The 22378-nt window shown below is 42.7% G+C and carries 22 protein-coding genes; all 22 read left to right on the top strand.

Annotation, left to right across the window (positions count from 1 at the left end; translation table 11 throughout):
- Positions 1–60: 60 nt before the first annotated feature.
- The 22 genes from fliE to V7783_RS01315 all read left to right on the top strand — a co-directional run bounded on the left by fliE (position 61) and on the right by V7783_RS01315 (position 22357).
- Positions 61–393, top strand: a complete 333-nt coding sequence (gene fliE / locus V7783_RS01420; protein WP_335677207.1) for a flagellar hook-basal body complex protein FliE — start codon at positions 61–63, stop codon at positions 391–393.
- Between the two features lie 20 nt (positions 394–413).
- Complete coding sequence (gene fliF, locus V7783_RS01415) at positions 414–2129, top strand: flagellar basal-body MS-ring/collar protein FliF (protein WP_335677206.1); 1716 nt, start codon at positions 414–416, stop codon at positions 2127–2129.
- Positions 2122–3162, top strand: a complete 1041-nt coding sequence (fliG, locus tag V7783_RS01410; RefSeq protein WP_335677205.1) for a flagellar motor switch protein FliG — start codon at positions 2122–2124, stop codon at positions 3160–3162. Before fliF ends, fliG begins: the two co-directional genes overlap by 8 nt.
- Positions 3163–3165: 3 nt before the next feature.
- Positions 3166–3984 (top strand): flagellar assembly protein FliH, encoded by an 819-nt coding sequence (fliH, locus tag V7783_RS01405; RefSeq protein WP_335677204.1) that lies wholly within the window; start codon positions 3166–3168, stop codon positions 3982–3984.
- An 18-nt stretch (positions 3985–4002) separates the two neighbouring features.
- On the top strand, positions 4003–5337 hold the full coding sequence (fliI, locus tag V7783_RS01400; RefSeq protein WP_335677203.1) for a flagellar protein export ATPase FliI: 1335 nt from the start codon (positions 4003–4005) through the stop codon (positions 5335–5337).
- Entirely contained in the window at positions 5337–5783 is a 447-nt protein-coding gene (gene fliJ, locus V7783_RS01395; protein ID WP_335677202.1) for a flagellar export protein FliJ, read from the top strand. Before fliI ends, fliJ begins: the two co-directional genes overlap by 1 nt.
- Positions 5784–5912: 129 nt before the next feature.
- The gene (locus V7783_RS01390) at positions 5913–8135 is read left to right on the top strand and encodes a flagellar hook-length control protein FliK (protein ID WP_335677201.1); all 2223 of its coding nucleotides are present in this window, start codon (positions 5913–5915) and stop codon (positions 8133–8135) included.
- Between the two features lie 93 nt (positions 8136–8228).
- Positions 8229–8756 (top strand): flagellar basal body-associated protein FliL, encoded by a 528-nt coding sequence (gene fliL, locus V7783_RS01385; protein WP_335677200.1) that lies wholly within the window; start codon positions 8229–8231, stop codon positions 8754–8756.
- 9 nt (positions 8757–8765) lie between these two features.
- Positions 8766–9854, top strand: a complete 1089-nt coding sequence (gene fliM / locus V7783_RS01380) for a flagellar motor switch protein FliM (RefSeq protein ID WP_064666539.1) — start codon at positions 8766–8768, stop codon at positions 9852–9854.
- A 22-nt stretch (positions 9855–9876) separates the two neighbouring features.
- Complete coding sequence (gene fliN / locus V7783_RS01375) at positions 9877–10275, top strand: flagellar motor switch protein FliN (RefSeq protein WP_335677199.1); 399 nt, start codon at positions 9877–9879, stop codon at positions 10273–10275.
- Entirely contained in the window at positions 10272–10655 is a 384-nt protein-coding gene (fliO, locus tag V7783_RS01370) for a flagellar biosynthetic protein FliO (protein ID WP_335677198.1), read from the top strand. The genes fliN and fliO overlap by 4 nt, the downstream gene beginning before the upstream one ends.
- 4 nt (positions 10656–10659) lie before the next feature.
- Positions 10660–11400: a flagellar type III secretion system pore protein FliP gene (gene fliP / locus V7783_RS01365; protein WP_304179362.1), complete on the top strand. Its 741-nt coding sequence runs from the start codon at positions 10660–10662 to the stop codon at positions 11398–11400.
- Positions 11401–11443: 43 nt separating this feature from the next.
- The gene (gene fliQ, locus V7783_RS01360) at positions 11444–11713 is read left to right on the top strand and encodes a flagellar biosynthesis protein FliQ (RefSeq protein WP_304179359.1); all 270 of its coding nucleotides are present in this window, start codon (positions 11444–11446) and stop codon (positions 11711–11713) included.
- A gap of 1 nt (position 11714) precedes the next feature.
- Entirely contained in the window at positions 11715–12494 is a 780-nt protein-coding gene (gene fliR, locus V7783_RS01355) for a flagellar biosynthetic protein FliR (RefSeq protein ID WP_335677197.1), read from the top strand.
- Positions 12495–12503: 9 nt separating this feature from the next.
- Positions 12504–13634, top strand: a complete 1131-nt coding sequence (gene flhB, locus V7783_RS01350; RefSeq protein WP_335677196.1) for a flagellar biosynthesis protein FlhB — start codon at positions 12504–12506, stop codon at positions 13632–13634.
- 73 nt (positions 13635–13707) lie between these two features.
- A complete protein-coding gene (gene flhA / locus V7783_RS01345) occupies positions 13708–15816 on the top strand; it encodes a flagellar biosynthesis protein FlhA (RefSeq protein ID WP_335677195.1) in 2109 nt (702 codons plus the stop codon).
- 23 nt (positions 15817–15839) lie between these two features.
- Complete coding sequence (flhF, locus tag V7783_RS01340; protein WP_335677194.1) at positions 15840–17321, top strand: flagellar biosynthesis protein FlhF; 1482 nt, start codon at positions 15840–15842, stop codon at positions 17319–17321.
- Complete coding sequence (locus V7783_RS01335) at positions 17314–18174, top strand: MinD/ParA family ATP-binding protein (protein WP_145239360.1); 861 nt, start codon at positions 17314–17316, stop codon at positions 18172–18174. Before flhF ends, V7783_RS01335 begins: the two co-directional genes overlap by 8 nt.
- 26 nt (positions 18175–18200) lie before the next feature.
- The gene (locus V7783_RS01330; RefSeq protein ID WP_335677336.1) at positions 18201–18911 is read left to right on the top strand and encodes an RNA polymerase sigma factor FliA; all 711 of its coding nucleotides are present in this window, start codon (positions 18201–18203) and stop codon (positions 18909–18911) included.
- Between the two features lie 40 nt (positions 18912–18951).
- The gene (cheY, locus tag V7783_RS01325; protein ID WP_016708035.1) at positions 18952–19335 is read left to right on the top strand and encodes a chemotaxis response regulator CheY; all 384 of its coding nucleotides are present in this window, start codon (positions 18952–18954) and stop codon (positions 19333–19335) included.
- 17 nt (positions 19336–19352) lie between these two features.
- Positions 19353–20117: a protein phosphatase CheZ gene (locus V7783_RS01320; protein WP_335677193.1), complete on the top strand. Its 765-nt coding sequence runs from the start codon at positions 19353–19355 to the stop codon at positions 20115–20117.
- Positions 20118–20131: 14 nt separating this feature from the next.
- Entirely contained in the window at positions 20132–22357 is a 2226-nt protein-coding gene (locus V7783_RS01315; RefSeq protein WP_335677192.1) for a chemotaxis protein CheA, read from the top strand.
- Positions 22358–22378: the final 21 nt, after the last annotated feature.

The following is a 22378-nucleotide window of genomic DNA, read 5'->3' as shown; positions in this document are numbered from 1 at the left end:
TTTGTTGGCATGTTTTGTGCTTTATTAAGTTATTAGTAAACTGCACCGTCAGAGACAATTATGAAAATTCAAAACAGCGCATTATTTCAAGAAATGCAATCTATGGCTCTCGAAGCTGGCCGTAGCAATCAAGTCAATAACTTACCAACACAGGCTCAGCCAACGTCAAGCGCACAATTTGGTGATTTACTCAGTAATGCACTCAATACTGTCAATGACCTGCAAGCAAATGCGAAGCAAAAAGTCACTGCGGTAGAAATGGGTGACCGCAATGTATCACTAGCTGATGCGATGATCGCATCGCAAAAATCGTCGGTGGCTTTTGAGGCTACAGTGCAAGTTCGTAACAAACTTGTCGAAGCCTATAAAGAAATCATGAACATGCCTGTTTAACTAGGTAGTGGAGAATTATTGTGGCGCAATCTAATCAATCAACCGATCTTGCTTTAGCCGGTGGTGGTATCGACCAAAGTGATAACGACGATCAACAAGAACAAAAGTCAGGCTATTTAAGTGCGTTAAACGGCGTTGATGTATTGCGCCAGGTTACCCTAATCGTGGCCTTAGCGATTTGTTTAGCCATTGCCATCTTCGTGATTATTTGGGCTCGTCAGCCTGATATGCGACCACTTGGAAAAATGCCGACAGAAGAGCTTATTCAAACGCTCGATTTTTTAGATGCACAAAAAATAGAATATCAGCTTGATGGTAACGTGGTGTCTGTTGCTGAAAGCGAATATCAAAACATTAAATTGCTAATGACCCGCGAAGGCATTGAGCAAGCGCCAAGCTCAGGCACTGACATTATTATGCAAGACATGGGTTTTGGTGTAAGCCAGCGCTTGGAGCGTGAACGCTTAAAGCATGGTCGTGAGCAACAGCTTGCTCGTACCATTGAAGAATTACAGAATGTGACACGTGCAAAAGTATTGCTAGCTATTCCAAAAGAAAATGTATTTGCTCGTCGCGAGAAGAAGCCATCAGCAACGGTGGTGTTAACCTTAAAGCGTGGCCGTACACTTGATAGTGAAGAAGTGGATGCGATTGTAGATATCATCGGCTCTGCAGTGCAAGGTTTAGAGCCTGCACGCGTGACGGTAACAGATCAAAACGGCCGCCTGCTAAACTCAGGTTCACAAAGTTCATTGGCCTCACGCTCACGTAAAGAGTACGAAGTTGAACGTAAGCGTGAACAAGAATACTTAGAGAAAATAGACAGTATCCTCATACCTGTACTTGGCTTGGGTAATTACACCGCACAAGTTGATTTAAGTATGGACTTTAGTGCAATTGAAGAAACACAAAAACGTTTCAACCCTGATTTACCGGCGGTACGCAGTGAAACGACCTTTGAAGAAAACAACATCGGTGGTTTAGCTATCGGTATTCCAGGTGCACTGACTAATCAGCCGCCAGCAGCTTCAAATATCCCAGAAGTGGCAGGCCAAGGTGGCGCAGGTTCTGGTTCGTCGCCAAGTCGAAGTCATAAAGAAGCAACGCGAAATTATGAACTTGATACTACTATTTCGCATAAGCGTCAGCAAAGTGGAGTTATACGTCGTATCAGTGTCTCAGTCGCAGTTGATTACATTGCAAGTGCGGGTGAAAATGGTGAAACCACTATGGTTCCTCGCTCTGTTGAAGCCTTGTCAAATATCCGTCGTTTATTACAAGGTGGGGTTGGCTTTGACTTACAACGTGGTGATGCGCTTGAAGTTGTAACCGTGCCGTTTGTGCGTGAGCCAATGGACTTAGCAATTGAAGTGCCGCTTTGGGAACAAAATTGGTTTATGAAAGTGGTTCGTTTGGTGCTTGGTGCGTTGGTTATCATTGTATTGATAATGGCGGTGGTTAAACCTATGCTGAAACGCCTAATTTACCCAGATGATACCCTTGAAGAGTATGATGATGATGCACTTAGCTCTGGTGTTGATATTGGTGATAACACCTTAGATATGCTAAATAAAGATTTTGATTCTGCTTCGGTTGGCTTCTCAAGTGATGGTACACTACAGTTACCAGACCTACATGGCGATGAAGACTTATTGAAAGCAGTTCGCGCCTTAGTAGCGAATGAACCGGAACTCTCCTCACAAGTTGTGAAAGCGTGGTTAACTGAAGATGACTGATCAAGAACAAAAACAACTGCCAGCAGCGTTTGATGTTGATAAATTAGACGGTGTAGATAAAGCGGCAATCTTACTGCTTAGCTTATCTGAAGAAGATGCAGCGCAAATACTAAAACACCTTGAGCCAAAACAAGTGCAAAAGGTAGGTATGGCAATGGCGGCGATAGATGATCTATCGCAAGCCAAAATAAGCGCTGTACATAACTTGTTTATAGAGCAAATACAAAGCTTTAGTACGATAGGTTTCCAATCGGAAGACTTTATCAAAAAAGCATTAACCGCAGCACTTGGTGAAGATAAAGCGGCGAGTTTAATTGACCAAATTGTAATGGGATCTGGGGCTAAAGGCCTAGATTCACTAAAATGGATGGATTCAAAACAAGTTGCCAATATTATTCGCAACGAGCATCCACAAATTCAAACTATTGTTTTATCGTACTTAGAGCCGGAGCAATCTGCTGAAATTTTGGCGCAATTTCCTGAAAAAGTGCGCTTAGATTTAACTATGCGTATCGCTAACCTTGAAGAAGTACAACCTGCTGCCTTGCAAGAGTTGAACGAAATCATGGAAAAACAATTCGCCGGACAAGCTGGTGCGCAAGCTGCGAAAATGGGCGGCTTAAAAGCAGCCGCAGACATCATGAACTACCTCGATACTAATATTGAGGGTCAGTTAATGGATTCAATCCGCGAGCATGATGAAGAAATGTCGCAACAAATCCAAGATCTGATGTTTGTATTTGAAAACTTAATGGATGTAGATGATCGTGGCATTCAAGCGATCTTGCGTGAAGTACAGCAAGATGTGTTGATGAAAGCAATCAAAGGTACTGACGATGCATTAAAAGAGAAAATTCTCAGCAATATGTCCAAACGTGCCGCAGATATGCTAGCCGATGATCTAGAAGCTATGGCACCGGTGCGAATTAGTGAAGTAGAAGCTGCACAAAAAGAAATCCTATCGACAGCGCGCCGTTTAGCTGACTCAGGTGAAATTATGCTTGGCGGCGGTGGCGGTGAGGAGTTCTTGTAAACCATGACAAAACCTACTAAATACCAAGGCCGTCCTTTGCACGCAAGCGAAGCGGTTGATGAGTTATTAGAAAACTGGCCAATCCCTGATGTTACGCAAGACACCCGAAAACTTGCGGGGCGCTCAACCGCGTTTGGCACGCCTCTGGCGGATTTATATCGTAAAGAGCTTGAACAAAGCGCAGCAGATGTGGAGTCTGAAGAGCCAGAACTGCCATCACTAACCATGGCTGAACTGGAAGGTATTCGTCAAGATGCTTATGAAGAGGGTTTGAAGCAAGGCCATGAACAAGGTTACATTGATGGCTTTGAAAAAGGTGTCGGTGAAGGCAAAGAAGCTGGCTACAAAGAAGGCGTTGAACTTGGTAAAACGCAAGGTCAAGAAGATGTAAAGCCACTAATAGAAGAGCAACTCACAAGCTTAAAAAGCCTGTTGGATAGCTTGTCAGCACCACTTGAAAAAGTAGATGATGAGGCTGAAAAACAGCTAGTTCAGTTAACTGTTATGCTAACCGAAGCACTTGTTTATCAAGAAATCAAAACATCTCCAGAAATTGTGCTACAAAGCTTAAAGCAATGTATTGATGTATTAGCCAATGAGCAGCAAAGTGTGCGTATCCATTTGCACCCTGACGATATTGAGCTGGTAAAAAGCAGTTATGGTGAAGCGGCTTTGGCAGATAATCATTGGCAATTGGTACCAGAGCCTACGTTAGAGCGTGGTGGTTGCCAAGTTAAAACCCCACAGTCATCTATTGATATGACCATTAAAACCCGCGTCAAAGAAACATTGGATAGTTTTTTGCATAGTAGTGGTATCTAACGCTATTTTTGGTTTGCAATGAGCTCTCAACCTCGTCCATTAAGTGAACGCTTACAACAGTATCAACAGCATATTCATAGCCAAAAACCCGCCGTTGCAGGAATTTTAACCCGTGTTGTAGGGTTAACTTTAGAAGCGAAAGGGTTACGGGCACCTGTGGGTAGCCAATGCAAAATTGAGACGATGCATGGTTTTGTTGATGCTGAAATTGTCGGCTTTAACGATCAAACACTGTATTTAATGCCCAACGATCATATTTCAGGTGTATTGCCTGGGGCACGGGTGATCCCACAAGTAAATGACACAGGGCTACCTGTTGGTATGTGTTTACTTGGCCGCGTTGTTGATGGGCTCGGGCGTCCACTTGATGGTCTTGGAGCAATCAAGGCTGAGCATTATTTAAAATTTGCGCAAAACACTATTAACCCGTTATCACGACGTCCAATCACCCAGCCAATGGATGTTGGCGTACGCGCAATCAATTCAGTTATCACCGTAGGGCAGGGTCAGCGCATGGGGCTATTTGCAGGTTCCGGTGTAGGTAAATCGGTATTACTGGGCATGATGACGCGCGGCTCAGAAGCTGATGTTATCGTGGTTGGTCTAGTGGGTGAACGTGGCCGCGAAGTAAAAGAATTCATTGAAGAAATACTCGGTGTGGAAGGGCGTAAACGCTCAGTGGTGGTAGCAGCACCTGCAGATGCTTCTCCTTTGATGCGTTTAAAAGGCTGTGAAAGTGCAGTCACTATTGCTGAATATTTTCGGGACCAAGGTTTAAATGTTCTATTATTACTAGATTCGGTAACGCGTTATGCCATGGCACAACGTGAAATAGCGCTAGCAGTCGGTGAGCCTCCAGCAACAAAGGGCTACCCGCCTTCGGTCTTTGCCAAGTTACCTGCGCTGGTGGAGCGAGCCGGTAATGGCGGTGAAGGGCAAGGATCTATTACGGCATTTTTTACTGTGCTGAGTGAAGGTGATGATATGCAAGACCCAATAGCCGACGCTGCACGAGCCATTTTAGATGGCCATATTGTGTTATCGCGAGAGCTTGCAGATAGTGGTCATTACCCAGCCATTGATATTGAAAAATCGATATCACGGGTAATGCCGCAGGTTGTTTCAGAGCCTCACATGCAGCAAGCTCGGGTGTTAAAACAAGTGTACTCAATGTTCCAACAAAATAAAGACATGATCACCTTAGGGGCTTATCAAAAAGGCACCGACCAAATGCTTGATCAGGCGATTAATATGATGCCAAGAGTGAATGCCTTTTTACAACAAGGCATGAAAGATGTGATCAGTTATGACGACGGCTTGCAAGGACTTGCTCAATTACTAGGACAAGCGTAATGGCGAATAATAAGCTCGATTTATTGCTAAAAATAGAAAACGAGAAAGAAGAGTCGTTACGGATGAACTTTCTGCAAGCGCAGCAAAACTTGCAAGTTAATCAACAAAAGCTGCAAGGATTAAATAACTTTAGGCTGGAGTATACTCAGCAATTACATCTAAAAGGACAGTCTGGATTAAGTAGTGCTGGCTTTAGCCAATATCACGCTTTTATAGCCAAAATTGAAGAAGCAATTCGTCAACAAGGTAATACCGTGAGTACCGCGAAACAAGTTGTTTCGCAACGACAAAGCTTATGGCTAAAACAGCAGATAAAAGCCAAAGCAGTCGCAAAATTAATAGAGAAACAACAGCTTAAAGCGAATGTGATAGCGCAAAAAAATGAGCAAAAAATGTTGGATGAATTCTCAGCAAATCAATTCTACCAAAGACGGCGCAGTTTATAATTCATTGCGCTTAATTGGATTATTTACATATTCTAATCAGCTTAGGCATATTACTTGCTTATTTAATATATGAAGCATTTATTCTGGCAAACTGCGGCGGCAAGTTGCCACTTTTAATCTAGGTGAGTTATGGCTATTAGTGATCTTTCAGTGTTTATCTCAACTGATAAGGATGTTCAGTTAAGCAAAAAAGACAGCGCTAAAGGAAGTGCAGCAACAGATGCTGAAAGCACTCAAGGTGGTGATTTTTTTAGTCAACTACAAACAGCACATGATCGTGTTGAACCCCTTGCAAAAGAGCCTAGCAGTATTAACGCGGCAGCGAATGAGTTAGTTGAAGCGCAGGAAAAAACTGAAAAAACGGCAATCGATAACGACATTGAAAATGACGATACTGTTTCTGACGATGTTATTTCCGGTGATGATATGCTCGCACAGATCAGTGCGGCTAATAATATGGATACCAGCGTCAAGAGTACCTCTGCTAACAATTCTGCACTCGCAACAGGCTTTGCTAGTTATCAAGAAGAAGCAGTTGATCCTGATACACTTATTGACTTAAAAACACCGCGTCCTATTGATAAAGTTACCCCTATTATTGATACGCCACTAGAGACTGATGAGCCAGTTGATAAGCAATTAAAGTCAACGCTGTTAACAGAAAAAACCGTCGTTGCAGAAGCTATCGATAAACAATTGCAACTGAAAAACAATACTGACCCTGGTGATGCCGTGACACCTATTATTGATGACGTGCAATTGGTAAAAGGCAGGTTATCCGATAGAGAAATTCAGGCAGCAAAAGATATGGCGCTGAATAAAGCGCAGGCTCAGCAATCTACTGAGCTATCAGACACAGCATCAGCGAAACAAGTTGACGCACATGGTGAAAAAGTAAAGCCGGGCACCAGCGCAGCGTTAACAGAGGCTGCTGCAGCTATTAAAGCTGCTATAACGAAGGATGAGGCCGGTAATACAAAGCCAGTTAATCCTCAATTAGCCAGCGCAGCGGAGCAGGGCACAGAGCAGCCTGCAACATCGGATAACGCAACGTTAGATCAAACCACCAAGTTATTGTTGAGCGCACAATCTGCAGAACAAAAAAATGCAGATCCATTATTAGTTAGCTTAACTACAGAGCAACGTCAACAGTTGCAAACACAGGTAAATGCTATCCGTGAGCAAGGTATAAGTGACACTAATGTGGCTTATTTAAAACAAACGCTAACAGAATTTCTTACATTAAATAGCCAAGCTGCAACTAAGCCTGCAGCTACTGTGCTTACAACCCCAGCAGATGTCGCTCAGTTAAGTAAACAGCTGTCGTTATTAAGCACGGATCAAAAACAAGCGCTTAGTCAGAAATTACAAGATTTTATAGCCACTGAGCAGCCCAAAGGCGCGTTATTAGCGAAGATCAATACTGTGATTGATGAACTTGCGCAAACCAATACCAGTGTAAAATCAATGGATGGCAAGCCTCAAAGCATGCCTGTGATGACAGGCAATACCTTAGCAAGCATAGATAATGCAGTGAAACCTCAAGATTTAGTTGCCGTGGTTAATAAATCAAACGTTTCGCAAGATGCGCAGCCTGATAATAAACAACCAGCAGGGCAAAAGGTAGCGAGTGAAGCGCAATTGACGAAGCAGGCAATGCAAGAGAATGAACTAAAAGCCGATACGTTCACTGACAATACGAAAGCAGAGCAAAGTCAATTACGTGAAAGCGCAACTACTCGTGTCAATCAGTTGTTTGGTCAAATTACTGGGCTTGCAAGTACACTTAGCGCAACGGCGGTTTCTGAAGCTCGAGAGAAAAGTTATCAGCAAGCTCTAGCTGACATGCAAATTATGCATGTTCAACAAGCAAGCCCTACATCAGTCACGAAACAAGTAAATCTTGATCCTACGGTATTACAAGCGTTGAATATTGTAAAAAGTGACGCGGCGAAGTTATTACAAGAACGAGTAAGTGCTTTATTAAGTATCAACAATAAAGAAGCTGAAATACGTCTAGACCCACCAGAAATGGGCAGTATGCAAATTCGTATTCGTAGCGATGCCGAGCAAGCACATATTAATTTTGTTGTGCAAAATCAACAAGCCAAAGAAGCGCTAGAGCAATCATTACCCCGCTTACGTGAATTACTTGCACAACAAGGTATTGAATTAGGTGAAAGTAGTATTCACCAAGGTAATAGTCAGGCTGGACACGGTGACGATGGCCAACAAAATAGCCAAGGTCAACTGGCAAATCAGCAACAAAATGAACCGCAGGATAGCGTAACTCAGCAGCCATCAGCTACAACTGGGCAACAATCTTCATCATCAATAGATTACTATGCCTAACACCTGCTATTATAAGACTATAAAAATAAATAACTTGATGGTGTGTAGTGACACTCGTAATATCACTATTATCAAGGCGTAAAGGAAATTGGCATGGCTGAAGAAGCAAATTTAGAAATTGAAGACGGTAGCAAAAGTAAAAAGAAGTTGATCATCATTATTGTTGCGGCCGTTTTAGTAATAGGTGGTGCAGTCGGGTATTTCTTAATGTCAGGCTCTGATGCTGCTCCAGAAACACTTGCCGATGAATCAGTAGCGTCAGCCGAACCCGCTGCCAACAGTGGCGATGGTGCAAAAGTCGGCAGTGCTTTGTATGTTGCTATGCCACGACCTTTTATATTTAATGTCCCAGGCGCCAGTCGTGATCGTATCGTGCAAATTAAAGTGCAATTGTTGGTACGCGGTGATGTCAATGAAGAAATTGCTAAAAAGCATATACCACTGATAGAAGGTACCTTGCTTGGCGTATTTTCAACCACCACCGCCGATGAACTCGGCACCAGTGAGGGAAAAGAAACACTACGAGTGGCAGCGCTTGATAAAGTACAAACTGCGCTTACCGATGTAGAAGGTAGTAAAGTAATCGAGCGGGTGTTGTTTACCGGCTTTGTGATGCAATAAGGGGTCAGCGTGAGCGATTTATTATCCCAAGATGAAATCGATGCTCTCTTACATGGCGTTGATGAAGTCGAAGAGGAGGATTTACAAGACGGTGATGATGGCGGTAGTACGCTGCAATACGACTTTTCATCACAAGATCGTATTGTTCGTGGCCGCATGCCGACTTTGGAGATTGTTAACGAACGCTTTGCAAGGCATATGCGCATCAGCTTGTTCAATATGATGCGTCGTACTGCTGAAGTTTCTATCAATGGCGTACAAATGATAAAGTTTGGTGAATACATCCACACTTTATTTGTTCCTACCAGCCTTAACATGGTGAGGTTTCGTCCACTTAAAGGCACTGGCCTGATCACCATGGAAGCACGTTTAGTGTTTATTTTGGTTGATAACTTTTTTGGTGGCGATGGTCGCTATCATGCCAAAATAGAAGGCCGCGAATTTACGCCTACCGAACGACGTATTGTGCAAATGCTACTAAAAATAATCTTTGAAGATTACAAAGAAGCGTGGGCACCGGTAATGGACGTGTCTTTTGAATACCTTGATTCAGAAGTAAACCCAGCGATGGCGAATATTGTTAGCCCAACAGAAGTGGTGGTGATCAGCTCATTTCATATTGAACTTGATGGCGGTGGCGGTGATTTTCATATTGCCTTGCCTTATTCAATGCTTGAGCCTATTCGTGAATTGCTCGATGCAGGTGTGCAATCTGATACAGAAGACACCGATTTACGTTGGAGTAAGGCGCTACGTGATGAAATTATGGATGTGGAAGTTGAAATATCAACACAATTACTTGAAGTTGATTTAAGCTTAGCGCAAATCATGGAATTAAAAGCAGGGGATATTATCCCTGTTGAAATGCCAGAGCACATCACGGTATTTGTTGAAGAATTACCAACATTTAGAGCCAAAATGGGTCGCTCTCGCGATAATGTTGCTCTGCAAATCAGTGAAAAAATTAAACGTCCTGAATCGGTTAAATCAGAACTGCATGTCTTTACCAAAGGCGGCAAAAAACTTGATTCAGATGCGGAATTAGCAGAACTAGAAGATGATTTACACCTGTCGGAAGGTGTGGATTTAGACTGGTAAGAGAATAAAAAGGTTTAATAGTATGAGTGATGACCAAGATACAATGGACGAATGGGCTGCAGCATTGGCAGAAGCTGAAGGTACGGATAGCTCTGACGGCGCCAAAGTAACTGAGCTTGATGAATTAAGTGATACTAAACATGAAATGAGTGGCGAAGAAAAGCGCAAACTCGATACAATTTTAGATATTCCGGTCACGATTTCTATGGAAGTCGGGCGTTCAAAAATCAATATTCGTAACTTATTGCAACTGAATCAAGGCTCAGTGGTAGAGCTTGACCGCGTGGCAGGTGAACCATTGGATGTACTGGTAAATGGGACGCTTATAGCGCATGGTGAAGTGGTTGTGGTCAATGATAAATTTGGTATTCGTCTCACTGACGTGATCAGCCAAGTTGAACGGATCAAAAAATTGCGATGAGCAGTTGGCTATTTTTATCGACCGCAGCCGGCGCAGCGCTGCCTAGTGGCACACCGATGGGCGACTTATTGTCAATGTCGATGTCTTTAATCATGGTGCTAGTACTGATTGTAGTACTGGCATTTTTGGTTAAAAAGCTAAACCCTAATTTAGCCAATTCGGATGAGTTTAAAGTGGTTCGTAGTTTACCGTTAAGTACACGAGAGCGATTGATGGTTATCGAAATTGATAATTGTCAGCACTTACTTGGCGTGACACCACACAGTATTAACTACTTGCATAAATTAGAAACTCCGTTGAGCGAGAAAGAGTTACCCGCTCTGGCAGAGCGTTTTGGTAAGCTTTTAAATCCACAAACTAACCACACTAAAAAGAACTAATAATATGATTAAGTGGCTGCTACTATTTTTTGCACTGATTTTCATACCGTCAGTTAACGCCGAAGGTATTGAAGCATTGAGTATTACTACCAATCCTGATGGCTCACAAGATTACTCAGTAACGCTGCAAGTACTCGCCATTATGACCGCGCTGAGTTTTATACCTGCGGCGGTGATCATGATGACCTCATTTACACGGATCATTGTGGTCTTGGCAATTTTACGTCAAGCCATCGGCTTACAACAAACGCCGTCGAATCAAATACTTTTAGGTATGTCATTATTTTTGAGTATTTTTATCATGGCGCCTGTGTATCAAAAAGTGAATGAGCAAGCAATTGAACCGTACTTGAATGAACAGGTCACATCAATTCAAGCGCTAGAGCTTGCCAAAGAGCCAATGAAGGCATTTATGCTCTCACAGGTACGTATTAAAGACTTAGAAACGTTCGCTAAAATTGCCGGTTATGATCAACTGGATTCTCCTGAAGCGACACCATTAATTGTACTTATTCCTGCTTTTGTGACCAGTGAATTGCAAACCGCGTTTATTATCGGTTTTATGTTCTTTATTCCATTTTTGATCGTCGATTTAGTCGTCGCGTCGGTATTAATGGCAATGGGTATGATGATGCTATCGCCGATGATCGTATCCTTACCATTTAAAATTATGCTGTTTGTACTTGTCGATGGGTGGAGTTTAGTCATGGGTACTTTAGCTAAAAGCTTTGGTTTGGGTACCTGACATGGCAATACAACCCTGTGTAAAGCACGGCTAGGAGCACAGCATGGAACCTGAAATTTTTGTTGATATACTCAGTGACGCCTTATTCTTAGTGATTAAGTTAGTCTCTGCGATTGTTGTACCTGGTTTATTGGTCGGCTTAGTGGTAGCGGTGTTTCAAGCCGCAACTTCAATTAACGAACAAACGCTCAGTTTTTTACCGCGTTTATTAATTACTATTAGTGCGCTAATTGTTGGCGGTCATTGGTTAACCCAAGAGCTGATGGACTTTTTTACGCGGCTAATTATCCTTATTCCAGAGATCGCAGGCTAATATGGAGTTCCCTTTTTCGGTCATCATCCAGTGGCTGAGTGATTTTTTACTGCCGTTAGTGCGTATTAGTTCGATGATCATGGTGATGGCAGGGATAGGCGCTAAAACTGTGCCCACGCGGATAAAAACGGGACTGGCCGTGGTGATTACCTTCTTAGTGGTGCCTGTGTTACCACCTGCCACCTTTAATAACTTATTCTCCTTTGAAATGATTTTAGTGGTCATTCAACAAATGCTAATAGGCGTCGCAATTGGTTTTGCATCATTACTAATGCTAAATACGTTTGTGTTAGCGGGGCAAATTCTTGCAATGCAAACCGGCTTAGGTTTTGCTTCAATTGTTGACCCCTCCAATGGTATGAGCGTGCCCGCAGTGGGACAGTTCTACTTGATTTTAGCAACGCTGTTATTTTTTGTCTTTAATGGTCATTTAATGATGATTCAAATGGTAGTGCACAGCTTTGACGTTTTGCCGATTGATGGTAATTGGTGGGCGGTGGATCACTATTGGGACATAGTGACGTGGGGTGGCTGGATGTTTACTACGGCACTGGTGTTAGCATTGGCGCCTTTGACCGCTATGTTAGTGATTAATATGTCGTTTGGTGTAATGACTCGAGCTGCACCGCAGTTAAATATTTTTTCTATCGGTTTTCCGTTTACCTTAGTGGCAGGGCTGGTAATTATATGGGCGACGCTCGGGAACTTTGTTACTCAATTTGAATTTCAATGGCTAAAAATGGTTGAGTTAATGTGTACTTTAGTTGGTTGTTCCCCTTAGGAGAGAGTGATGGCTGAAGATTCTGGTCAAGAAAAAACCGAAGAACCCACCGGGAAAAAAATAGAAGAGTCGAAAAAGAAAGGCCAGATAGCGCGATCAAAAGAGCTGGGCACTATGTTTGTGCTTATTTTTTCGGCTATCTCCTTGTTGTTGTACGGGCCTGAAATTGGTAAAGGTTTGTATAACATAATGGGCAGAACACTGAGCCTTAACCGTAACGAAACGTACGATACTACCAAGATGTTTTCAGTCTGGGGCGCTGTTGCAGATGCGCTGGTATTTCCGATGGCGATGTTTGTATTTATTATCGTTTTAGCAGGAATTATAGGTAACACTTTACTTGGTGGCTTTAATTTTAGTTGGCAAGCTGCTGCGCCAAAAGCCAGCAAAATGTCGCCGGCTAAAGGCATTAAACGGATGTTTGGCCCACAAGCAGGTGTTGAGCTGGTTAAGTCGATTTTAAAGTTTGCGGTGGTGGCTGGGTTTGCCGTTTTTTTGATCAGCACCTTTTTTGATGAAATCCTTCACTTAAGTATTGAAAGCGCGCCGGGTAATATTATTCATGCCTTAGAGATTCTAGCGTGGATGTTTTTAGGATTAACCTGTACTTTAACTATTATTGCCGCCATCGATGCGCCATATCAAAGCCATAAACACCACAAAGAGTTAAAAATGACTCTGCAGGAAGTGAAAGACGAATATAAAAACTCTGAAGGTGATCCACAAATTAAAGCCCGTATCAGACAAACGCAAAGACAAATGTCGCAGCGAAGAATGATGCAAGATGTACCGGATGCCGATGTGGTGGTAACCAACCCAACTCATTACTCAGTGGCATTAAAATATGATACTGAACGCGCTGGGGCACCGATTGTGGTTGCCAAAGGTGTAGACGAAATGGCGATGCAAATTAGAAAAATAGCCCTTGGTAACGAAGTACCGATTGTGGAATCCCCGATGTTGACGCGGGCACTGTATCATACCGCTGAGGTGGGTGATCAAATTCCAGATCAACTATTCACAGCTGTTGCGCAAGTACTTGCTTATGTATTTCAGCTTAAGCGTTTTCAAAAAGGCCGCGGTAAACGGCCAACAAAATTGGATAAAACCCTACCAATCCCTGATGCCTACAAATACTAAATCAGCCTAATTAATAACTTGGAATAGTTATTGCAAATTCCGTGTAGTGTCAATTTTTTGAAATTGTAGAATTATGGAATTTAAAGCTGTATTACAACAACTTAATAAAGATAAAAAAGAGTATTTGAAAGGCGTTGGTACGCCTTTACTAGTACTTGCAGCGCTGGGGATGGTGATATTACCGTTACCGCCATTTTTACTCGACATCCTTTTTTCGTTTAATATAGCTCTAGCCTTGGTGGTTTTGTTGGTCACTGTATATACCATGAAGCCTGTTGAGTTTGGGATGTTTCCTGCTGTGCTGTTGATTGCAACCATTATGCGTTTAGCACTTAACGTTGCCAGCACCCGCGTGGTATTGCTAGAAGGACATAATGGCGGGGATTCCGCCGGTAAAGTAATTGAAGCGTTTGGCTCAGTGGTGATCGGTGGTAACTACGCGGTTGGTCTGGTGGTATTTCTAATCTTGATCATCATTAACTTTGTAGTAATTACCAAAGGGGCTGGGCGTATTTCTGAAGTATCAGCGCGTTTTACCCTTGATGCGATGCCTGGTAAGCAAATGGCGATTGATGCTGATTTAAATGCGGGTTTTATTAGTGCCGAGCAAGCTCGAGATCGTCGTGAAGAAGTTACCCGCGAAGCTGATTTTTATGGCTCAATGGATGGTGCGAGTAAGTTTGTAAAAGGCGATGCAATCGCCGGTATCGTTATTTTGATCATCAATATTGTTGGTGGCTTATTTGTTGGTATGATCCAACACGATTTAAGCTTTGGCAACGCCATGGAAGTGTATACCTTACTAACCATTGGTGATGGGTTAGTTGCTCAATTACCCTCATTACTATTATCAATCGGCACAGCAATCGTTGTAACCCGTCAAAATGAATCGCTCAATATGGGCGACCAATTCAAGAAACAACTCGGTAACGAAAAATCATTATTTATTGCTTCAGGTATTTTGATCGTAATGGGCTTAGTGCCGGGTATGCCACATTTTGCATTTTTAAGCTTAGGTGCGTTACTTGGCTATCTCGCCTATTACGCGCAGCAAAGTAAACTTAAAGAAGCTGCAGCAAAAGAAGCGGAAGCTGCCAATGGTGGCGCTACAGGCACCGGTGTAGCAAATAAACAAGAACAAAAAGAGCTTGGTTGGGATGATGTTCAGCAAGTGGATGTTATTGGTTTGGAAGTTGGCTATCGGTTAATCCCATTGGTTGATCAATCACAAGGTGGCGAGCTGTTAAATCGGATCAAAGGGGTACGTAAAAAACTATCTCAAGAACTAGGGTTTTTAGTACCACCGGTGCATATTCGCGATAATTTAGAACTTGATCCTAACGCTTACAGAATAACCATGATGGGTGTATCAACTGGGGAAGGGGAGCTTAAACATGGCGATGAACTGGCGATAAACCCAGGGCAAGTGTTTGGCCCAATCAAAGGGATTGAAACAAAAGATCCTGCCTTTGGTTTAGATGCAGTTTGGATCAAACCAGATCAAAAAGATGAAGCGCAATCGCTTGGTTATACCGTGGTTGATTCTGCAACCGTTGTGGCAACTCATATTAGTCAATTACTCACAAACAGTGCGGCATTATTACTAGGTCATGAAGAAGTACAAAACCTACTTGATATGCTTGCCAAAAGTCATCCTCGTTTAGTTGAAGGACTCGTGCCAGATACCTTGCCACTGACGGTTATAGTAAAAGTATTGCAAAACCTATTGAATGAAGGCGTTGCTATTCGTGATATGCGCTCAATTGTGCAAACCCTAGTTGAGTATGGCCCACGCAGCCAAGACCCTGATGTACTAACAGCTGCAGTGCGTATTTCACTACGTAGATTAATCGTTCAAGACGCTGTGGGTATGTCATCAGAAATCCCTGTCATAACCTTGGCGCCTGAGTTGGAACAGATGTTGCATCAGTCACTTCAAAATGCAGGTGACGAAGGGGCCGGAATAGAACCAGGACTTGCAGAGCGACTTCAACAATCTTTAAATGAAGCGCATCAAAATCAAGAAATGGCCGGTGAACCTTCGATATTGCTAACGTCAGGAATGTTACGCACTGTGTTATCTCGTTTTGTTAAGTACACCATTCCAGGATTGCGAGTGATGTCTTATCAAGAGGTACCAGACGAAAGACAGATCAAGATTGTCAGCTCAGTAGGCCAATAATCGGATTTTAAAGGGGTTGAACCATGAAAATAAAACGTTTTTTTGCTAAAGATATGCGTACCGCACTAAAAGAAGTTAAAGATGAACTCGGTGTTGATGCGGTGATCATGTCAAATAAAAAGTTAGCCAACGGGGTCGAAATTGTCGCCGCGGTTGATTATGAAAAAGCTGCCCCTAAAGCACCTGTACAGCCACAAGCTACAACGGCGCAAGCGCAAAGCAATGCTAATTTTGTTAAACCTGCGCCGCAACGAAGCCAGCCTGAACCACAAGCGCCGGTCGCAGACAGCCTACAAGCATTATTAGAGCGCCAATCTCCTCGCCCGCGCTCACCAGAGCTTGCTTCTATGTTTAGCCAATCAGGTATCGACACAACAACCCAGTATCAGTCGCAGCAACAACCGCAAACACAGTCTGCGCGTCATGAAGCACAAGCTCATCATGATTTTGCACGTCGCGACAACGCGCCGCGCCCACAAACTCAAGCCCACAGCCTAGGGTTTGATGATGAACTAGAAAGTGGTTTTGATGATTTAGATATACCAATGCCAAGCAAAAGTGCAGCTAAAGCAGATGAAATGACCGCCATGCGTGATGAAATGGCTGCGATGCGTCAATTACTTGAATATCAAGTCTCTGGTTTAATGCAACAAGATATGGCTCGTCGCGATCCAACCCGGGCTTGCATGATTGACCGCTTAGTGGGTATGGGCATCGATAGTGAAGTCGCAGAGCAAATGGCCTGTTTCATTCCTGATGATGTGTCGCGTCAGCAAGCATGGCAAGCACTACTGCAAATGGTTGAAAACCAAATGCATACCACTAATAACGAAATTTTACGCCAAGGCGGCGTTTATGCACTGGTAGGTCCAACTGGGGTTGGTAAAACGACTACGGTTGCTAAACTTGCAGCCCTTGGTGCACAGAAATATGGCGCTGATAAAGTGGCACTTATTACTACTGATACTTACCGTATTGGTGCTTATGAGCAACTAGCCACTTATGGCCGTATTATTGGCTGTGGTGTTAAACAAGTAAAAGATGCTAATGAATTAGCAGAAGTTTTATATCATTTACGTAATAAGCGTCTAGTATTAATAGATACGGCTGGTATGAGCCAACGTGATTTACGTTTAACCGAGCAATTAAACACGCTAATGCGTAATCAACGTGTCGATATTCGTAATTATTTGGTTCTTAGCGCTACAGCACAAATTAACGTATTACAAGAGACGGTAAGACACTTTAAAAAAGTACAATTAAGTGGCTGTATTTTCACTAAATTAGACGAATCGTTAAGTTTAGGTGAGATTATTAGTATAGCGATTCAAAATCGCCTCCCAATAGGGTATCTTACAAACGGTCAACGCGTTCCTGAGGACATTCGGGTCGCTAATGCAGAGAAATTAGTAAAAAAAGCTGAGCAATTGTATTTAAAAAGAACAAAAGCGCAATATTCACGACGTCAAGCAGTAGCGTCAAGCACAGTAGGGATGTATGATTAACACAGTATTAGATCAAGCAAGTGGCCTGCGTAAAATGAGTCAAAACAATAATAACGGCGTTAAAGTTATCGCTGTCACCGGTGGTAAAGGTGGGGTAGGTAAAACAAACGTCTCACTAAACACTGCGATTGCGTTAGGTCAACTCGGAAACCGAGTCTTAGTACTGGATGCCGATTTAGGTTTGGCAAATTGTGATGTGATGTTGGGGCTGCGAGTAGAGCGTAACCTATCTCATGTATTATCGGGTGAATGTGAACTCGACGAAATTCTGGTAGAAGGTCCTGCCGGCATAAAAATAGTGCCTGCTACATCTGGCTCACAAAGCATGGTCGAACTTTCTCCCTCTGAGCATGCTGGCTTGATCCGTGCTTTTAGCGAATTAAATACCGAATTTGATATATTAATCGTTGATACTGCCGCTGGTATTTCTGACATGGTGTTAAGTTTTTCGCGCGCAGCGCAAGATGTCATGGTCGTAGTATGTGATGAACCAACCTCAATCACCGATGCTTATGCACTCATTAAAGTCTTAAGTCGCGAGCATGGTGTGTATAAATTTAAAATCGTGGCTAATATGGTGCGTAGCATGCGTGAAGGCCATGAACTATTTGCTAAACTCTCAAAAGTAACAGACCGCTTTTTAGATGTATCTATGGAGTTAGTTGCAACCGTTCCTTATGATGAGAACATGCGTAAAGCAACACGCCGCCAAAAAGTGATTGTTGATTTATTTCCAAACTCTCCAGCAGCAATAGCATTTAAAACATTAGCGACAAAAGCAGTTAAATGGCCTATACCTAATCAACCTTCTGGTCATTTAGAATTTTTCATAGAAAAACTAGTAAACGGCTAACTATGACGGCATCGGTGAATAAAGCGATGGGATATCAATCTACACAAAATTTAAATGTGATTGTTGAACGACATGCTTCACTTGTCAAAAAAGTGGCGTGCCATTTAATTGCTCGTTTACCTGCGAGTGTGCAACTCGATGATTTGATTCAATCAGGAATGATAGGGTTAATTGAAGCATCAAAAAACTTTGATGCAAGCAAAGGCGCAAGCTTTGAAACTTTCGCTGGCATTCGTATTCGTGGTGCTATGCTTGATGAGATGCGCCGTGGTGATTGGGCCCCTCGCTCTGTGCACCGTAATAGTCGCCGAGTCGCTGAGGCTATTAGTGAACTTGAAAGCGAACTTAATCGCGAGCCTAAAGACAGTGAAGTTGCTGAAAAACTTGATATTACACTAGATGAGTACCATCATATTCTTAGTGATGTAAATTCTAGTAAAGTGCTTGGAATAGAAGATTTAGGGGTTGATGAAGATGTTATTACCCCAGTCGGACATGATTTAGCGCTAGACAAGCCCTTTAATAACGTTAAAAATGAACGCTTTAATCAATCATTGTTAGCAGCTATACAATCTTTACCTGAACGAGATGGGTTAGTATTGTCACTGTATTATAACGATGAAATGAATTTAAAAGAGATTGGACATATACTCGATGTAAGCGAATCGCGTGTGAGTCAGATACATGGTCAGGCGATGATTAAGCTCAAAGCAAAAATCAATGACTGGATAAATTAGTAGTAAGTAAATATAGGTTCAGACCTCACCGGAGGATGTTTTGGATAAAAACATGAAAATTCTTGTTGTTGATGATTTTTCGACGATGAGACGTATTATCAAAAATCTGTTAAGAGATTTAGGTTTTACAAATGTACAAGAAGCTGATGATGGCTCAACAGCGCTACCGATGTTACAGAATCAAGAATTTGATTTTGTAGTAACAGATTGGAACATGCCAGGCATGCAAGGGATTGACTTGTTGCGCGCTATCAGGGCTGATGACAGCCTTAAACATATTCCAGTTTTAATGGTAACAGCAGAAGCTAAAAAAGAACAAATTGTTGCTGCTGCCCAAGCGGGTGTTAACGGTTATATCGTTAAACCATTTACAGCTGCAACACTTAAGACCAAATTGGAAAAAGTGTTTGAGCGTTTAGGTTAAATAAATAGGAGAGGCTTATGTCAGCACCAGCTGCGCCTCAGATCAGTTTAGAACAAGCCCGTCAGCTTGTGGTTTACCTTGAAAACGGTGAACAAGACAAAGCTGATCAATTAATTATTGATGCGGCGTCAAAAGAGCAATCAGAATTATTTGCCGAAGTAGGCAAATTGACGCGTCAGCTTCATGATGCGTTGAAAAATTTTGAGCTTGATACACGTTTAGCTGATTTAACTACCGATGCTATCCCTGATGCTAAGCAGCGTCTTAATTATGTTATGGAAATGACAGAAAACGCTGCTAATAAAACCATGGATGCGGTAGAAGCAAGTTTACCTATTGCTCAACAACTCGCCGATGAAATTTCACATATCAAACCGACATGGGATCGTCTCATGAATCGTGAAATAGAGCTGGGTGAGTTTAAAACACTGTGTCATAGCTTAGATAAGTTTATGAATAACTCACAAACTAAAACGGATGAATTGCAAGGGCTAATGACGAATGTGTTAATGGCGCAAGACTTCCAAGATTTGACTGGCCAAGTTATCCGCCGGGTGATCGAATTAGTTAGAGAAGTTGAAGACAGCTTGATCCACTTGTTAACCGCATTTGGTAGCCAAGATGATAGCGAAACAAAAATAGTAGCACCAGCCATTGAAAAACCGCCTGCTGAAAATACACTTGCAGGCCCTGAAGGGCCAATTATTGATAAAGAATCTCGTGATGATGTTGTCTCAGGGCAAGATGATGTAGATGATTTGCTATCTAGCTTGGGCTTCTAAGAGGAGAAAACTGCATGAGCTTTGAAGTCGATGAAGATATTTTACAAGATTTTCTAGTAGAGGCTGGAGAAATTCTTGAGCTTTTGTCAGAACAGCTGGTGGAGCTTGAAAATAACCCAGATGATACCGAATTACTCAATGCAATTTTCCGTGGTTTTCATACGGTCAAAGGCGGCGCTGGCTTTTTAAGTATGACCGAGTTGGTTGATGCTTGCCATGGCGCTGAGAACGTGTTTGATTTATTACGCCAAGGCGTACGTAAAGTTAATTCTGAGCTGATGGATGTTATCCTGCAAGCGCTTGACACAATTAACGAAATGTTCGCGACGATTCAAAGTCGAGAAAAGCCAGAGCCAGCTAATCCTGAATTACTCGCCGTGTTGCACAAACTAGGTTTGCCACCCAGTGCTGATGAAATCAGTGGTGGATCTTCTGTTGAGGATACACCGGCTCCGGTTGTCGATGCTGATGCTATTTTAGATGATGAGGATCCATTTGCATTTGACCTATTATTTGATGGTCAGGTTGATAGCGATGCCAGTGATGTGCAAATTGATGAAATTACTGAAGATGAATTTGAAAGTTTACTTGATGAGCTACATGGAAAGGGTCAAAGCCCAATAACCACAACCGGCTCAGTGACAAATGATTCATCGAGCAGTGATATTACAGATGATGAGTTTGATAACTTATTAGATGAATTACATGGTGTTGGCAGCTTTGGTATGGTGAGCAATAATACTGCAAGTAACCAAGTCGCAGCTCCAACCCCGAGCTCTGCGCCAGTTGAAGCGCCGAAAAGCACCAGCCCTGATGAAATCAGTGATGATGAATTTGAAGCTTTACTTGATGAGCTACATGGTAAGGGAAGTGCTCCGCAGGCTACAGAGTCAACACCTGCGGCCACACCTGCAGTGAAGCCATCCGCTCCAGCTGCTGTTAAGCCTGAAGTTAAGCCTGAAGTTAAGAAACCAACTGTAAGTGAAGCAAGTCAAGTAGTTGAAAAGCCAGCCTCTTCAGCACCTCCTGCGCCAGCATCAGCCCCTGCTGCAGCTAAAAAAGCACCACCACCACAAGCGGATACCACGGTACGCGTTGACACTAAGCGCCTTGACCAAATAATGAATATGGTCGGTGAGTTAGTATTAGTGCGTAACCGCTTAGTGAGCCTTGCAACCAATACCGAAAGTGAGGCAATGGGTAAAGCCATTTCTAACCTTGATGTAGTGACTGCAGATTTACAAGGTGCAGTGATGAAAACGCGGATGCAACCAATCAAGAAAGTGTTTGGTCGTTTCCCTCGTGTGGTACGAGATTTAGCGCGAAGTTTGAAAAAAGACATCAACCTATTATTAGTTGGTGAAGAAACTGATTTAGATAAAAACTTAGTTGAAGCTCTTGCAGATCCATTAGTCCACTTAGTACGTAACTCAGTTGACCATGGTATAGAAATGCCAGATGTACGTGAAGCCGCAGGTAAATCACGTACAGGTACAGTGACATTATCAGCATCTCAAGAGGGGGATCATATTTTGCTTACCATTCGTGATGATGGTGCGGGTATGGATCCTGAAAAGCTGAAAAAAATTGCCATTAGTAAAGGTGTGCTTGATCACGAACAAGCTGCGCGCTTGTCTGATACCGAAGCATACAACCTTATTTTTGCACCTGGCTTTTCGACCAAAGAGCAGATCTCGGATATTTCAGGCCGTGGTGTGGGTATGGATGTGGTGAAAACCAAAATTACCCAATTAAATGGTTCTGTAAGTATTCAATCTGAGCTTGGTGTAGGCACTATTTTAGAAATTAAAGTGCCGTTAACGTTGGCTATTTTGCCAACATTGATGGTTATAGTTGGCGAGCAGACATTTGCATTACCGCTGGCTGGAGTGAATGAAATATTCCACCTTGATCTGACTAAAACAAATGTCGTTGATGGTCAATTAACTATCATAGTGCGTAAAAAAGCGCTGCCGTTGTTTTATTTAGAGCATTGGTTAGTCAAAGGTGCAGATCGTTCACAGCGTAAAGCACAAGGCCATGTTGTGATTGTGCAAATTGGCACACAGCAAGTCGGTTTTGTTGTGGATTCATTGATTGGTCAAGAAGAGGTGGTTATCAAACCGCTTGATGCTTTATTGCAAGGTACACCGGGTATGGCTGGTGCAACAATTACCTCTGATGGTGGTATAGCGCTAATTTTAGATGTGCCAAACCTGTTAAAGAACTACGCAGGCTAGCCCATTCTTATCTTAATGCGG

This window comes from Pseudoalteromonas sp. (genome assembly GCF_036960685.1).
Taxonomy (GTDB): Bacteria; Pseudomonadota; Gammaproteobacteria; order Enterobacterales; family Alteromonadaceae; genus Pseudoalteromonas.
The sequence above is the reverse complement of the archived record's forward strand: the minus strand, read 5'-3'. Positions and strand labels throughout refer to the sequence as shown.